This is a genomic window from Clostridium paridis (assembly GCF_016765615.1).
Taxonomy (GTDB): domain Bacteria; phylum Bacillota; class Clostridia; order Clostridiales; family Clostridiaceae; genus Clostridium_T; species Clostridium_T paridis.
In genome coordinates this window covers 505,006-518,842 of record NZ_JAESWA010000023.1, presented here as the reverse complement: position 1 = coordinate 518,842, position 13,837 = coordinate 505,006, and the positions used below count along the sequence as shown (strand labels likewise).

Genomic DNA, 13,837 nt, shown 5'->3' with positions numbered 1-13,837 from the left:
TCCATCTTTTAACTGTATAACCAAATTGTAGATAATTATTTCACACATAACAATAGACAAAATGCTCAATTTGTCTAAATTAAAAGTTTAAATTCTATAACCCTAAAAGGTTCATTTAGCTTTGAAGATGTCTATTCTGCAAGTGCTCCTATTTCCTTATGTTCTTTTAAATCAGTATAAAGTTCTCCAAGATAAGGATTTCTTCTTGTCTTACCTACTTTATAAATCATATAAAGGAATACTAGTATATTGGCAGCTAATGCAGCAAAACTAAATGCAAAAAGTGGTGTTTCATTATAAGATGATGAAACAGCAAAAGCTCCTTTATCAATAAACGCTGGGAATGTCTGAGCAAACATACACCATATTGCTAGAGTTTGTGCACGGTGCTGAAGCCATGCTCCTTTTCCCACTGTAAAGGCACAAAGAGTTGGTGCTAGAAGTAATGCAAAACCACAGTACCAAGAATGGCCTGGTAAACAGTTATAAGTATAAGCAAAATTCCATAAGTCATATGCTATTATCCAAAACCACAACATATCTGGCCATAGCATATCTTTGCTACCATCTTTAGCTGTCTGTTTTTTTATACAAATTCCAAGCCAACCAGTTATGGTTATAATGTTTAAAATACCTGCTATACCATTCATAAAATTCCAAGAACCACCAAGTACATACATGGCTTCATCTTTTAAAATTCCTCCACCAGCATAATTAAGTCCAACTTCGAAATCACGGAAAACTGCTTCCATGATATTTATAGCTAGAATAAGTGGTGGAAAGCATAATGCCCATTTCTTATCCGCTAATCTCCATACCCTGCCAGTACGTTTATTGGTCCATTTCACATGCCTAATACACCAGAAACCTATACATCCAGCTGTAGATGAATACACCTTAGCTAAATGGAACCAGTCAGTATAAGTGGTGTCTTTTAATACTGTAAACCATAACATTGATAATATAATTGGTAAAATAACAAAACTGAAAAATCCAACATACTTCCACCTTCGGGCTACTTCATTAAATCCAAAGAGTGCGATAAATACAATTATCCAAACACCCCACACACTGATTGCTGATGCACCATCAGAGTAGTTGAAAACAAACATAATATAACCTCCTTAATATAAACAATTAATATTTTAAGCTGGTTGTCCCATTAACTTTATTTTACATTTTTTCACAAACAAGGTTCAATAGACAAATAAAAGAAAGTGTCCAATTTTGAACACTTTTCTAATTTGAAAAATATTATTTTATTTCTTCTTTTACAAAAGCACTAACAGAGCGAGGAATACTTCCTGTTATCATAACCAAAAGCTTTTTTAGGATAATTTCCGGTTCCTCCTCCATCCCCTCGTTTACCCAGTCTGTCATTAATCCATTAAACACATGTCTATAAAAATTAACTATGAAACTTCGATCTTTATCATTTAATTTTACTTCCATTTTTTTAACACATTCTTCAACCACATCATCCAGTAATCTATTCGAAAGGCTTATAAAGAAGGTATTTGCTTCAGTCAAATAAGAAGAATTATATACATGAAGAATCATTTTTGAATTTTTTTTGAGATAATTCATTGTAGCTAGGAATCCACCACTCCAAGTTTCAAAAGTTCTGTTTTGAGCAATGTCCATTGATAGTTCCTTAAAAAATATGTATTTGAAAATGTCCATAATATCTGTAAAATGATTATAAAAAGTCTGTCTGTTTACATTGCAGTGTTCACAAATTTCCTTTACTGTAATCTTGTCTATAGATTTCTTATTTAATAATTCTTTAAATGATTCAATTATTGCAGCTTTAGCCTTCTGTTTCATAACTTCTCCTTTAATCCAAAAGTATTAATTTACTAATAAAAATTTGAACCTCATGGTGCCAGCCACATAAGAAGTCACTTTCAGAAAACGTTATCTGTTAAAATTATAACATTAATTGAATATTAATTAAATGGCAATTTTACTATTCTTTTACATTAACTAATCTAAAAAACATTCCCCACTAAAAAGGAAGTGTACAAATCTGCACACTTCCCTCAAAAGTAACTTTATTTTTTCCACGCTGGAAGTTTTTCTAACATTCCTTTTGCTGCACTCTTTGCTGCATCTTCCACTAATCCTTGAGTTCTTATAATAAATCCAGTCATAGATTCAAGCTTTTCCTCATAAGATTGCATTGTTCCATCTGGTCTTGCACAATAAACGCAATAATCCTTACTTTCATCCCCCATTGCAAATTCATTTTGAGTTTTCATTGGCATTCCACAAGCTATACATGTTTTCATTTTATTTTCTCCTTTCTATTTGTTTAATAAATTTAAAAAGTGATCAATTAATCTCTTTCCGTGCGCATCAAAAAGAGTGCCCTCTTTTGTATATAAATCACTATTTATTAAATAGTGATGAACTAAACCTATCCAAGTATTAAAAATTAAATCAAGCGGTATTTCTCGTATTTTGCATTCCTTTATATCTCTTTCAGCAACTTGAATTATGTGAAAGGATATAGCTGATTGAATCATAATTATTGAATTACGAGAACTTTCATTTAGTAAACGGCTTTCCAAAATCAATCTAGTATAAAAAGTTTCATATTCACTAATACCTCTTAAGTGAGCTTCAAGGACATCTCTCATATCACAATCACTACTAACAAGTTCATGGAGCCTAGTTGTAATACGTCTGCCAAACTCCTCAATAACCTCATCCAAAAGAATTTCTCTTGTTTTAAAATGAGAAAAGATTGTGCCATGAGATACATTTGCAGCACTTGCAATATCGGCTGTACGAGCTAAAGTCAGTCCATCCTTTGCAAATTGATTTAAAGCTATCTCAATAATATGATTTCTAGTTTTAAGTTTCTGATCTTGTCTTTGTGTTCCTGCCATATAATTCCCCTCTATTTCATTGAGTGTTTACTCATTGAGTACGTACTCATTTTATCATGTGTACCAAAGGTTGTCAACCATATAATTCCACTACTATTATTTCACCCTCAAAAAAATATAAAAAATAGAGTTATACTTAATTAACAACTAAGTATAACTCTTCTCACATTAAATAGACTTTCATTTATTTATATAGATAAACATATAAACAGATTCCTTCTTGTTTTATCTCATATCTATTAAAAGGGGTTTCTTTTAATAGCCTCTCAAAATCTTCTTTAGTGTATGCCCCTTGTTTCAAGAAAGTTTTAAAGGAAAATTTCACAAAATACTTATCAAACCCCTTCATTCCTGATCTTACTACTTCATTATTTATATCTTCAGATGTTGCATCATAATTCATATCAATTATTAAAGATGTTCCACCTTCTTTAAGAACTCTATACATTTCATTTAGTGCTTTTACGGGATCTTTAAAATTTTTAAATGCAGCACTGCATACTATAAAATCGAAAGAATTATTTTCACAAGGGAGATTTGATGCATTCCCTTCTTTAAAATTAACGGAAACATTTGCTTCCTTTGCATTATTTTTTTCAATCTCTACAAAATCGGGACTTATCTCCACTCCTGTTAAATTAAACCCCTTCTTCGCAAGTTCAATTGATAAATAGCCTGGACCAGGAGCTACTTCTAATATATTTGCATTTTTATCAACATGAGAAGCAACTTCATCAGCATATCTTTTCATTTCCGCAATTCTACTTTTGCGAGAATTCTTATCATACCATTTTGCTGTTAAACCATAAATACCAATATCCTTACTTTTTCTCATATTTTTCATATCTTTCATCATAATTAGCCTTCTCCTTATAAAACATATTGATTTTATTAAAATTATTACCTATAATTATAAGCACCTAACATAGTTAGGTATCTAACACCGTTAGTGTATCATCTAACGGTGTTAGTGTCAATGTTTATTATAAATTTTTTGGAGTGATTTTATGGCTATAACAAAAGATTCAATTATAAAAGCATCACTAGATATACTAAATCGTGATGGAATAAACAATTTATCAATGCGGGCTTTGGCAAAAGAATTAGATATTAAAGCTGCCTCCTTATATTGGCATATCAAAGACAAACAAGATTTATATGATTTGATTGCTGAACATATTAACAAAGAAATAGTATTACCTAAAAACTTAGAGGATCCAAAAGAAACCTTAATAGCTCTTTCTTTAGAAATACGTAGAGTTTTATTAAACACTAGAGATGCTGTAGAAGTTTTGGCAACATCTTTTCCACGTACTCCAAGCAGGATAGAAGGTATAAAATTTATTTTAGCTACTTTAACTAGCTATGGAGTTTCTAATAAAAATTGCTTAACTGCTGCAAATATTTTAAATAATTATGTTTTATCCTTTGTTGCTGATGAAATTCGCGGAAAAGATATTTCACCTGATGCAGCTAAACAGTTCGGCTTAATTTTTGGAGAACAATATGAAATGAGTATAGACTTTGAGGGGCAATTTTTATATGGATTAGAAGTTATATTAGCAGGACTACTTGTTGATTAAAAAGAAAGAATCTACTGAAGTTATAGGAATTGATCTTTGTAAATATATTTAAGCTCTTAAAATTTATATCCAGAAATAACACCTCTGAATATCTTATACTATTAAATATAATAGTTATTCGAGGTAATTTTAATGGATGTTAAAAATATACAATCACCTACTTTTACAACATTATCTGATGGAAAACAATTTAACTATGATTTAAATCAGAATCAAAGTGATGTCTCTGTAATGGGCATAGCCCCAAACCCAATTCCATTAACTGAATTCTACAACATAACTTTATATGGTGATTATGTGGCTAATGGTATTGGTTTGGCTATCAATGGAGCAGGCACTATAAACATATCCCTTCCTAATGGATCAACTATTGTTGCTGCTTTTCTTTTTTGGGATGTATCTAAATCCATAGGTACGCTTCCAGTATTACCAAGTGGTATACTAAATGGTAACCCTATAACTGGAACTTTAATTGGTTCAACTGGTTTTGATTCAGAAGTTAATGGATTTTATGCAGATGTAACCAACTTAGTAAAGATTGGGGATAATGAACTTGCTGGCTTTCCAAGAATTCCAGGAAGATATCAAACTGACGGCGCCTCTTTAGTTGTTATCTATTATAATTATGGTCTACCTTATAAAACAATAGTATTAAATAAAGGTATATTTTACTTTTTTAGAGAAACAGCTTACACTACCATTAATAATTTTAAAGCTGCAAATTCGCCAATAATAGCTAAAACAACATATATGGTCGGTCAGACTACTAATGGCAATGACGCTGCTTATTTTAATGGATCAACGATTGCAACTAATGTTTTTAATTTCTCATCAGGCTTTTTCTGGAGTAATGTAACTTTGGATGTAAGTAACCAGGTTAATCCTGGAGATACAACTGCTATAGCTGGAATACTAAATGCTCAAAGCAACATTCTCATATGGGTCGCACAAGCATTTTCTGTGAATGCTCCTCTTCCAAAAACTCCTTCAAAGCCATCTACTGAAGTTAGAGGAATTGATCTTTGCAAATAAAAAAGATCTTAAATATTTATAACCAGAAATAACGCCCTTGAATATCTTATACTATTAAAAGTAATACTTATTTGAGGTAATTTTAATGGAAACCAAAAATACTGAAAGTCATCCTCTTATAATGCCCTCCGATGGTGTATCAATTAATTACACTATAGATCAAAATCGAAATGATCTATATGACATATTATATGCGCCAACTCCGAATCCATTAACTGAATTTTACAACAGAGCTTTGTATGGAGATTACGAAGCAATGGGTGTAGGTCTTACAGCTACTGGATCTGCTACTATAGGTATAACTTTACCTCCTGGATCATCTATTGAAGCAGCATTTCTATTTTGGGATGTTATAAGATTTGGTGGTTATGTAGGTCCAATATTACCAGGTGGTAAATTGAATAACATAAATATAACCGGAACCTTAATAAGTACCATAGATTTTGGGGGAGATTATATTGATGGATTTTATGCGGATGTTTCATCTATTGCAAAAGAAGGTATAAATGTATTAGAAGATTTTCCAAGAGGTGCATTTCGTGTCCTTCAAACTGATGGTGCTTCTTTAGTAGTTGTATATTCTAATTTTAGTAAACCTTTTAAGACTGTTTTAATAAATAAAGGTTTAGTAGCATTTTACGATGATACTATAGAAACTACCTTTCAGGATTTCATTGTGGGCAATCCACCTATTACTGCTAAAACAACATACATGGTTGGACAATCTTCTAATGGAAGAGATAATGCTTATTTTAATAACTCTATGGTTGGAACAAATGTTTTTAACAATTCTTCTGGCCCTCTGTGGAGTAATGTATCAGTAGATGTAAGTAATCTTGTAAATTCAGGTGATACTTCAGCTACAGCAGAAGTACATGTTCCACTAAGTGGCATTCTAATTTGGATAGCACAAGTATTTTCTGTGAATGCTCCTTCCCAAAAAGTATCTACAGAAGTTCGAGGAATTGATTTTTGCAAATAAAAAAGATACATATAAAATGTATCTTTTTATTTATAAATATTTATTTTCTCTTCTTAAAAAAATGAAGCTGTAATCCAAGTAATTTTTCACTTTCCATTTACATCTTTACTAACTTTGTTTTCTTTTAATAACATTTCTACTATTTAATTATCGCCTTTTTCATTTTTATATAGTTTAATAAGATTATCTAACGAAATATCTATACCCACCATATTTAATAAATCTTTTCGCTCATTATATAGTTTTTCTAACATCACTTCAAACCCTTGTCCCAAGTGTATTTGTTTGTGACAATTGCAACATAAAGAAACAATATTTTCTTCAACATCAAGAGATACTTTAAATTTATTATGGTAAGTAATTGGGATTAAATGGTGAGGTTCAGTATAGTTTAAATCCGAATTTCTCCTAGTAAATGTTACATGGGTATTATCAAATTCACATTTATAATTTGCATGCTGCAAAGCATTTATTGATACCTTGTGACTTCGAGGATATAAGTATTTATTTTGTACATTAAGAGGATCCTTCTTATCTTTAGGTTTACCACTATACTCAAAATGAGGGTAATCAGGAGAAATGTCAATATCACCGATATCTGTAACAAGATCATCATCTGAATAACTATCATCTGAAAATATATATAATTCTTCAATAGCTTTTACAAGTTCCTCTCTAAGCGTCCACTCCCAAGTCTTTGGTTTTGTATCAATTAGTTTACTCTTCATTACAACAATAAATCTTGTACCTTTAGCTATACCCCCAATTCCTTTAACAGTGAACCGTCCAAGTTCTTTTTGAACTCTTCCAGCTAAACCATTTATTATTCCATTTGCACTCATACTGTGCTCATTATATTTTTTACCAATATAACTACAAGTAGCAGAGTGCCCAGATTCTATATACCACTTTTTTATAGCTTCCATGCTTTTATCATCGAAAACTTTAGGATTAGTTAATAATTGTTTCCATTCCTCAACAGTTATATCAATATCGCAACAATACTCATCATTAATAATTTCACATATTTTTTCAATCATACTAACCCTCCAAATAATAGAACAAAGAATACTATCTAGTAATTGTTTCATTATATCACATGAATAAGATTCATAGTTTATAACCTAAATATATTTCATTGGAATTTTTTCAAAGCTTCTATTTTTATATCTTTATTTTCTAATATTTGTTGAATATATTAATCTTTTTATTCAATATACCCTCTTTCATTAAGCATCATCATAGTATCATTCCACAATTTATTTTGCATATCCTTATCATTACCAGGATATACTGGAGTGATCTCTTTTCCTGTTCCAACATTAAAATATCCACCAGTTATTTTATTATATTCTGAGCTAGTAGCTAAACTAAGAATAATATCTGCCCCTTTACGAGGATCTCCGATATGTAAAATCTTTAATATTTTTTCAAGTATTGAGGAAAACCAAAGTTCACGTCCAATCCCAGTAACATTGAAGCCTGGATTAAGAGAATTAACTGTAACATTAGTTCCAGTAAGTTTTCGTGCAAGTTCATAAGTAAACATAATATCTAATAATTTTGTCTTACCATATATCACTGACGACCCTCTAGCTGTAAAGCTTGATGTGTCTAATAAATCTTCTGGAAGTCTAAGTTCACCGTGATTTCGCGATGCTTCAGACGCAACATTAACAATTCTAGCACTTTCTGAATTGATTAATGATTCTTTTAATATATTGGTTAATAACCATGGTGCCAAATAATTAACTGCAATCATTTCAGGAAACCCTTCTGAAGTTATTCTTTGCTCAAATGCATGTAGCCCAGCATTATTGATAAGTACATCAATTTTAGGATACTTAGTTTTAATCTCCTCTCCTACTCTCTTAACATCTTTAAGTAGTGATAAGTCTCCATAAAAGAAGTCTATTTTAGCTTTAGGATTTAATTCTTGAAGCATTTTTTTAGTTGAGTTCGCTTTTTCCTTATTTCTTGCAGTCAGCACTAAGTTAGCACCTTTCTTTGCTAAATCAATTGCAACTAATTGTCCAAGACCACTAGTAGCACCAGTAATTACAACTGTATGATATTTATCCATAATAATCCTCCTTGCTTGACATGATTTAAATAAATAATTATACTTGACATATGTCAACTATATATACTTGCTTGATATATGTCAAGTACTTTATTTCATGTGAGGTGAATTATGAAAAATACTAATAGAATAAATTTAGAGCTGAGTCTAGGTAAACAGATTAATGCACTAATAAGTGCATCCCACGCATTAAATATGAAAACAGCTGCACGTTTTGATTCCACACTACAACCTGCTGCCTTTCTTATTGTTCGCTGGCTTTACTCCTATGGCCCAACGAGTGCTACAGCTTTAGCTGAATCAACTGCAATGGATCGTAGTTCCGTTAGTAGGCTTGTGAATCAATTGAAAAAATTAAACTATGTAAAAGGTGAGCCATCTCCTAATGATAAACGTGGCGTACTATTATCACTAACTGATCTAGGAAGTGAAAAAACTATTGAGGCATTAAAAGAGAAAGAATCTGCTTTCTATGAACGTATTTCTAGATGGGATGATTTAGAGCTTGAAAACTTTATAGAAATGCTTAAAGATTTTAATCAACCTGATAATATTTAGAATGTATATAAGCTTTTGAACTTTCAACTACTATAAGAATATATTAGTTGAAAGTTCAAAAATTACTTTTCTTAAGAATTTATATCAACGCACTCTTTTCTTATCACTCTAACTTTAATTTTTATACACATTTTTTCCCTTAATCTTGCGTATTGAGTTAGTGGTGGATCAAAGGGTTTAAAGCTTGTAGTAGTCACTGGTACTGGTACTATAATCTTCATAGTTTGTGGTGGCGCATCAGGATCTAATGGATTTGGAGGTAATGGTATCTCCACTTCTTGATAAGTCACTGAAGTCGATGAATGTTGGTTTTGAATTGGTTCTGGATTTAATAATTCATCATGTGTCCCTACTATTTCTGCACATACTACTTCTACAGTATCTGTTTCTCTTAATTTTTCTCCAAATGGAAGATCTAATTTTACAAATCCACCAAAGTCGATTACTTTTGTCATGTGATGAAGTGGTCCATAAACTGTTGGATAGCCAGCTGAATCTTCAATTCCTACTCCTACCATCTCAATTGGATTTAGTGGAGGGGTTGGAGGATTATCACCTGCAACAGGCATAGGGGTTGGAGGCATAGGAGTAGTTTCTTTTGGAACTCGTGCTGCAATTTTATAAGATATATTTTTTGTTATCCACGCATTAAACATAATAGCACAATCTCTTGTAGGATATGCTTTAACCTCAACACTTTCATCAATATTTTGTATTTTAAATAGTCTTGAAGCTACATTAGAAAGAAGGCCGCCACTTCCCTCTTGTGGTGGTAATGCATCAAAATCAAATACTACTTCTTTAAAAAATAGTTCTTCTTGCTCAGCTATAATAACATTGGTTTCAATTGTTTTTCTAACCATATCTTTTACTCCTTTGTTTAGTAAATTTTACTCACTTACTGATCTATATCATCAAAGTTCTTAACGTCATAGTTTTCATCATCATTCACAACTGTAGAATTAGTGATGTTTAAGAAATAGAAATTATAAGATATTGAAACATCTTTACTATCAACTACTGTTGTAACTACAGTATTAACTAGCCCCTCTTGATTTGGAGTTTCTTCTGGTGAAGGCACATCTATTGCTTGAATTTTATCCCTATAGGCACTCCAGCTTGGATCATTTTTATAAACATCTACCATTCCTACTGGAACGTATATTGCTAATTCTTTTGGTGTATTCAAGAAAACATTTTTGCCTAGGGTTGGTACCCTATTTCCAAAAATAATAACTTTTAAAAGCCTTATACAATCTTTCATAGCTTCATCTGAGATATTCATTATTGATTCTGGTATAGTTACACTCTCTATCTTTTGATTCTTTATCACCCTATTTTCACTATTGCTAAATGCATTTTTACCGATTGAAACCACTGGTTTATTACTAAATTGACTTGGGATTTCTATTTCTTTAGGCATTTCCACATCAGCTTTTGCAAATATTGAATAACCTCCATCACTTCTTAATTGAAAGACAAAATATTGATCTCCTGTAGCAGCAGAAACTTCAATATTTTTTTGTACATATTTTCCCTTACTTATATTATCTTCAATCAATCTCATTAGTTTGCTACTAAAGTCATTCATAATATTTCTCCTTTGAATACTTATTTTTCTTCAGTCCGTACAATACATCATATTCCCCTGCTACATAATATGTTACGGCCAGTGTACTTAAGCGCATAAAAAAAGAAAAGAAATGCTAACCCTCTAATTGGGTTAGCACCTCTTTTCTTTCACATATTTATTATTCTACACTATTGATAATCCGCCATCTACCACAATATGCTGCCCTGTTACATAACTTGATGCATCAGACGAGAAGTAAAGTATTGTTCCATTTAATTCTCCTCTTTTAGCTGGTCTATTTGCTGGGCAAAGCATATTATATTTTGTTAAGAACTCTTTGGATTTAAATAAAGTATTTTCTGTCATTTCAGATTCAAATAATCCTGGACATACAGAATTAACAGTAATTCCAAATTGAGAATAAGATGCTGCCATTCCTCTTGAAAGTCCAATAACAGCTGCTTTAGATGCATTATAAGAATGTCTTATAAATATATCATTTTTATCTGCAAGTATTGCATTAATAGAGCTAATATTAATTACCTTACCATAGTTTTGCCTTTTCATAATTGGAATTACATATTTACTAACTAGGTAAATTCCCTTAACATTAGTATCCATGCTTCTATTCCAGTCCTCTTCGCTTAGGGTGTCAACTCCACCACGAACTGCTATTCCAGCATTATTAAGTAAGATATCTATTCTGCCAAATTCAATAACTGCAGTTTCTATTGCTGCTTTAACTTCATCTTCCTTAGTTACATCACACTTAATTGAGATTGCTTTAACTCCCAAAGCTTTTATTTCCTTTTCAAGCTCTTCAAGTTTTTCTATTCTCCTCGCTAAAAGACATAGGTTAGCACCTTCCTTTGCATAAGCTAAGGCTGCATCTTTTCCGAGTCCACTTGAGGCTCCAGTAACTACAGCTATTTTACCCTTTAATTCAAACATATCTATACCTCCGTAAAGTTATTTCAAATTTTTGTGAACTATATATTATATATATTCCCTTTCCAAAATATAAATATTATTCTATTAATTCATCATTAAATTTTATTATGTCTAAATAAAAGGATGTAATGATTGCACTTTATACAAACATTACATCCTTATAATTTATTTATAAATATCTGAGAATTCTATTTTAATTTTTTCAACATTTGATTGGTTGTTTAAATCATTATTAACCTTTGTTTTTGGTTCCTCTTTAATAACTTTCGCTGGAATGTATATATTAAACTCTGTTCCTTCTCCAAATTTGCTTTTTACTCCTATTGTGCCTCCATGCATTTCAACTAATGCTCTTACTATGGATAATCCGATTCCACTTCCTTCATGACTTCTGCTTAAAAGTGGATCTATCTGCTTAAATCTTTGGAAAAGTTCAGGAATTCTTTCTTCAGGGATACCTACTCCTGTATCCTTAACTGAAATAATTACATGATCACCCTTGTCAAATAGTGATACTTCAATACTATCACCTGGATTAGTAAATTTGGTTGCATTGGAAATTAAATTAAGTAATATTCTCTCAAGTTTCGCCGGGTCAAAGGCCATAAACTTTTCTTCTACATCGGTATCAAATATTATTGTTCTTGACATATTTTGTACATACTCCGCAGTTGATTGGGTTATGTCCTCAACAACTTGTACTATATTTGCATTCATTAATTCTAAACTTACAAAACCAGAATCAATTTTAGTAACATCTATAAGATTGTTTACTAATCTTAATAACCTATAACAATTTTGTTTTATGCTTCCTGTGTAACCTTTTATCTTTTTAATATCTACATCTTCACCACTTTTAATAAATACATCAAATAATTGTGCTGTTGAAAATATAATATTAAGTGGAGTTCTTAATTCATGAGACATATTTGCTATAAATTCAGTTTTTAATTTGTCATACTGAACTGTTTCCTCAAGTAGTCTATTATTTTCTACCAACATATTATTAAAGCTATTCGAAAGAATTCCTATTTCATTTTTACTATTTATATTACATCTTACTGATAGATCTCCTTTTCCTGCTATCTCTACGCAGTCTTTTAGCTTATTTATAGGCTTCACTAAATTATGAGCTATAATTAATGCTATAATTCCGCCTAATATAACTATTCCTAATCCAGTTAATAGTGTGGTCTCATAAATTGATATTGCTGAAGAATTAAGTTCATCATAATTAGCTGAAGTTACAATATACCAATGCCACGGCTCAAAATATTTATAATATCCTACTTTTTTTATTCCATTATATGTATACTCAATTTTCCCACTATTGTTCGTATGCATATTTTGTACGAAATCATAATTTTTCACATTTTTACCTTTATCATAAGGGTGAACAATTACATTTCCTTCTGAATCTAATATATATACATAACCAGTTTGTCCTAATTTTATATTACTTAAGGTTTGCTCTAAATAGTCATTTATAACTTTATTTCCAATGCCTATTGCCCCTATAACTTTATTATCTTTATCAAGTAATGGTTTCATTCTTGTTATATATGAATTATTTTGTATTGTTATATCACCGATATATTCTTCTTTATTAAGTATTTTTTTATAAGCTATGGAATCACTGGGTATATAAGTACCTATTATACTCTTATCTTCTACTGAAATTGTGCTTGAAACTCTAATTAATTTATTATCATGAAGTAGAAATATAGATCCAACTGTGCCAGTAGACTGTTTAAGCTTGTCAACTATAGTATTGTCTAAGGATAATCTCTGCTTTCCCGCATACAGAACTGGCAAATTAAATTCCCCAACTTTTACAGTTTCATTATAATCTACCCTCATAACATCTAAATCATTTAAAATAGACATGGCAAAGTTTAAATCCCCATAGGATTTTTCTGTTAGCAAATCATTTCTTACACTAAGAGTTGTACATATTGATTCTGTTAAGCGCTGACTTTTTTCATTTACTTCTGTTAATACTGCCTTTTGGGATCTTTCTGCAATAAGATATCCTAAAACACTTACAGCAAATATAATTAACCCTAAATAGCTAATAATAAGTTTATACTTAATTTTCATAAAGAAAACCTTCTCCTTTGTTTGTGAATTATAAAAAAATCTAAATTAAAATCAAAATGCCCGGATAATTATATCACACTA

At 30.9% G+C, this 13,837-nt stretch carries 15 protein-coding genes; 4 read left to right on the top strand and 11 right to left on the bottom strand.

The features are described 5' to 3' along the window. Nucleotides 1-131: 131 nt before the first annotated feature. From JK634_RS15695 to JK634_RS15675, 5 genes are all read right to left on the bottom strand, one after another. Nucleotides 132-1,112 carry a DUF5692 family protein gene (locus JK634_RS15695; RefSeq protein ID WP_202768667.1) on the bottom strand — a complete coding sequence of 327 codons (981 nt, stop codon included), beginning with the start codon at nucleotides 1,110-1,112 and terminating at the stop codon, nucleotides 132-134. Between the two features lie 142 nt (nucleotides 1,113-1,254). After that, a complete protein-coding gene (locus JK634_RS15690; RefSeq protein WP_202768666.1) occupies nucleotides 1,255-1,827 on the bottom strand; it encodes a TetR/AcrR family transcriptional regulator C-terminal domain-containing protein in 573 nt (190 codons plus the stop codon). A 227-nt stretch (nucleotides 1,828-2,054) separates the two neighbouring features. Beyond that, nucleotides 2,055-2,291 carry a zinc ribbon domain-containing protein gene (locus JK634_RS15685; protein ID WP_202768665.1) on the bottom strand — a complete coding sequence of 79 codons (237 nt, stop codon included), beginning with the start codon at nucleotides 2,289-2,291 and terminating at the stop codon, nucleotides 2,055-2,057. Nucleotides 2,292-2,306: 15 nt separating this feature from the next. Then, on the bottom strand, nucleotides 2,307-2,894 hold the full coding sequence (locus JK634_RS15680) for a TetR/AcrR family transcriptional regulator (protein ID WP_202768664.1): 588 nt from the start codon (nucleotides 2,892-2,894) through the stop codon (nucleotides 2,307-2,309). 184 nt (nucleotides 2,895-3,078) lie between these two features. After that, nucleotides 3,079-3,750, bottom strand: coding sequence for a class I SAM-dependent methyltransferase (locus JK634_RS15675; RefSeq protein WP_202768663.1), 672 nt, complete (start codon nucleotides 3,748-3,750; stop codon nucleotides 3,079-3,081). Nucleotides 3,751-3,901: 151 nt separating this feature from the next. On the opposite strand from JK634_RS15675, the gene JK634_RS15670 reads away from it, so the two are divergent. The 3 genes from JK634_RS15670 to JK634_RS15660 all read left to right on the top strand — a co-directional run bounded on the left by JK634_RS15670 (nucleotide 3,902) and on the right by JK634_RS15660 (nucleotide 6,491). Beyond that, nucleotides 3,902-4,477, top strand: coding sequence for a TetR/AcrR family transcriptional regulator C-terminal domain-containing protein (locus tag JK634_RS15670; protein ID WP_202768662.1), 576 nt, complete (start codon nucleotides 3,902-3,904; stop codon nucleotides 4,475-4,477). Between the two features lie 132 nt (nucleotides 4,478-4,609). Further along, nucleotides 4,610-5,509 carry a hypothetical protein gene (locus JK634_RS15665; RefSeq protein WP_202768661.1) on the top strand — a complete coding sequence of 300 codons (900 nt, stop codon included), beginning with the start codon at nucleotides 4,610-4,612 and terminating at the stop codon, nucleotides 5,507-5,509. Between the two features lie 85 nt (nucleotides 5,510-5,594). Then, nucleotides 5,595-6,491 (top strand): DUF3344 domain-containing protein, encoded by an 897-nt coding sequence (locus JK634_RS15660; RefSeq protein WP_202768660.1) that lies wholly within the window; start codon nucleotides 5,595-5,597, stop codon nucleotides 6,489-6,491. Between the two features lie 143 nt (nucleotides 6,492-6,634). Here the strand turns inward: JK634_RS15660 and JK634_RS15655 are convergent, their stop codons facing one another. Next, nucleotides 6,635-7,531 carry an HNH endonuclease gene (locus JK634_RS15655; RefSeq protein WP_202768659.1) on the bottom strand — a complete coding sequence of 299 codons (897 nt, stop codon included), beginning with the start codon at nucleotides 7,529-7,531 and terminating at the stop codon, nucleotides 6,635-6,637. A 167-nt stretch (nucleotides 7,532-7,698) separates the two neighbouring features. Continuing rightward, nucleotides 7,699-8,574: an SDR family NAD(P)-dependent oxidoreductase gene (locus JK634_RS15650; protein ID WP_202768658.1), complete on the bottom strand. Its 876-nt coding sequence runs from the start codon at nucleotides 8,572-8,574 to the stop codon at nucleotides 7,699-7,701. A 111-nt stretch (nucleotides 8,575-8,685) separates the two neighbouring features. Here JK634_RS15650 and JK634_RS15645 point away from each other — a divergent pair, with 111 nt between their 5' ends. After that, on the top strand, nucleotides 8,686-9,132 hold the full coding sequence (locus JK634_RS15645) for a MarR family winged helix-turn-helix transcriptional regulator (protein ID WP_202768657.1): 447 nt from the start codon (nucleotides 8,686-8,688) through the stop codon (nucleotides 9,130-9,132). A gap of 71 nt (nucleotides 9,133-9,203) precedes the next feature. Here the strand turns inward: JK634_RS15645 and JK634_RS15640 are convergent, their stop codons facing one another. The 4 genes from JK634_RS15640 to JK634_RS15625 all read right to left on the bottom strand — a co-directional run bounded on the left by JK634_RS15640 (nucleotide 9,204) and on the right by JK634_RS15625 (nucleotide 13,756). After that, entirely contained in the window at nucleotides 9,204-9,995 is a 792-nt protein-coding gene (locus JK634_RS15640) for a hypothetical protein (RefSeq protein WP_202768655.1), read from the bottom strand. Nucleotides 9,996-10,030: 35 nt separating this feature from the next. Further along, complete coding sequence (locus JK634_RS15635) at nucleotides 10,031-10,723, bottom strand: leucine-rich repeat protein (protein WP_202768654.1); 693 nt, start codon at nucleotides 10,721-10,723, stop codon at nucleotides 10,031-10,033. A gap of 165 nt (nucleotides 10,724-10,888) precedes the next feature. Next, nucleotides 10,889-11,656, bottom strand: a complete 768-nt coding sequence (locus JK634_RS15630; protein ID WP_202768653.1) for an SDR family NAD(P)-dependent oxidoreductase — start codon at nucleotides 11,654-11,656, stop codon at nucleotides 10,889-10,891. Nucleotides 11,657-11,821: 165 nt separating this feature from the next. Then, nucleotides 11,822-13,756, bottom strand: a complete 1,935-nt coding sequence (locus JK634_RS15625; protein ID WP_202768652.1) for a Cache 3/Cache 2 fusion domain-containing protein — start codon at nucleotides 13,754-13,756, stop codon at nucleotides 11,822-11,824. Nucleotides 13,757-13,837 lie beyond the last annotated feature (81 nt).

Excerpts from the sequence above, each read along its gene's own strand:
- JK634_RS15670 (WP_202768662.1), top strand. The coding sequence starts at position 3,902 with ATGGCTATAACAAAAGATTCAATTATAAAAGCATCACTAGATATACTA.
- JK634_RS15690 (WP_202768666.1), bottom strand. The coding sequence starts at position 1,827 with ATGAAACAGAAGGCTAAAGCTGCAATAATTGAATCATTTAAAGAATTA.
- JK634_RS15640 (WP_202768655.1), bottom strand. The coding sequence starts at position 9,995 with ATGGTTAGAAAAACAATTGAAACCAATGTTATTATAGCTGAGCAAGAA.
- JK634_RS15655 (WP_202768659.1), bottom strand. The coding sequence starts at position 7,531 with ATGATTGAAAAAATATGTGAAATTATTAATGATGAGTATTGTTGCGAT.
- JK634_RS15660 (WP_202768660.1), top strand. The coding sequence starts at position 5,595 with ATGGAAACCAAAAATACTGAAAGTCATCCTCTTATAATGCCCTCCGAT.
- JK634_RS15645 (WP_202768657.1), top strand. The coding sequence starts at position 8,686 with ATGAAAAATACTAATAGAATAAATTTAGAGCTGAGTCTAGGTAAACAG.
- JK634_RS15665 (WP_202768661.1), top strand. The coding sequence starts at position 4,610 with ATGGATGTTAAAAATATACAATCACCTACTTTTACAACATTATCTGAT.
- JK634_RS15625 (WP_202768652.1), bottom strand. The coding sequence starts at position 13,756 with ATGAAAATTAAGTATAAACTTATTATTAGCTATTTAGGGTTAATTATA.
- JK634_RS15685 (WP_202768665.1), bottom strand. The coding sequence starts at position 2,291 with ATGAAAACATGTATAGCTTGTGGAATGCCAATGAAAACTCAAAATGAA.
- JK634_RS15675 (WP_202768663.1), bottom strand. The coding sequence starts at position 3,750 with ATGATGAAAGATATGAAAAATATGAGAAAAAGTAAGGATATTGGTATT.
- JK634_RS15635 (WP_202768654.1), bottom strand. The coding sequence starts at position 10,723 with ATGAATGACTTTAGTAGCAAACTAATGAGATTGATTGAAGATAATATA.
- JK634_RS15650 (WP_202768658.1), bottom strand. The coding sequence starts at position 8,574 with ATGGATAAATATCATACAGTTGTAATTACTGGTGCTACTAGTGGTCTT.
- JK634_RS15695 (WP_202768667.1), bottom strand. The coding sequence starts at position 1,112 with ATGTTTGTTTTCAACTACTCTGATGGTGCATCAGCAATCAGTGTGTGG.
- JK634_RS15680 (WP_202768664.1), bottom strand. The coding sequence starts at position 2,894 with ATGGCAGGAACACAAAGACAAGATCAGAAACTTAAAACTAGAAATCAT.
- JK634_RS15630 (WP_202768653.1), bottom strand. The coding sequence starts at position 11,656 with ATGTTTGAATTAAAGGGTAAAATAGCTGTAGTTACTGGAGCCTCAAGT.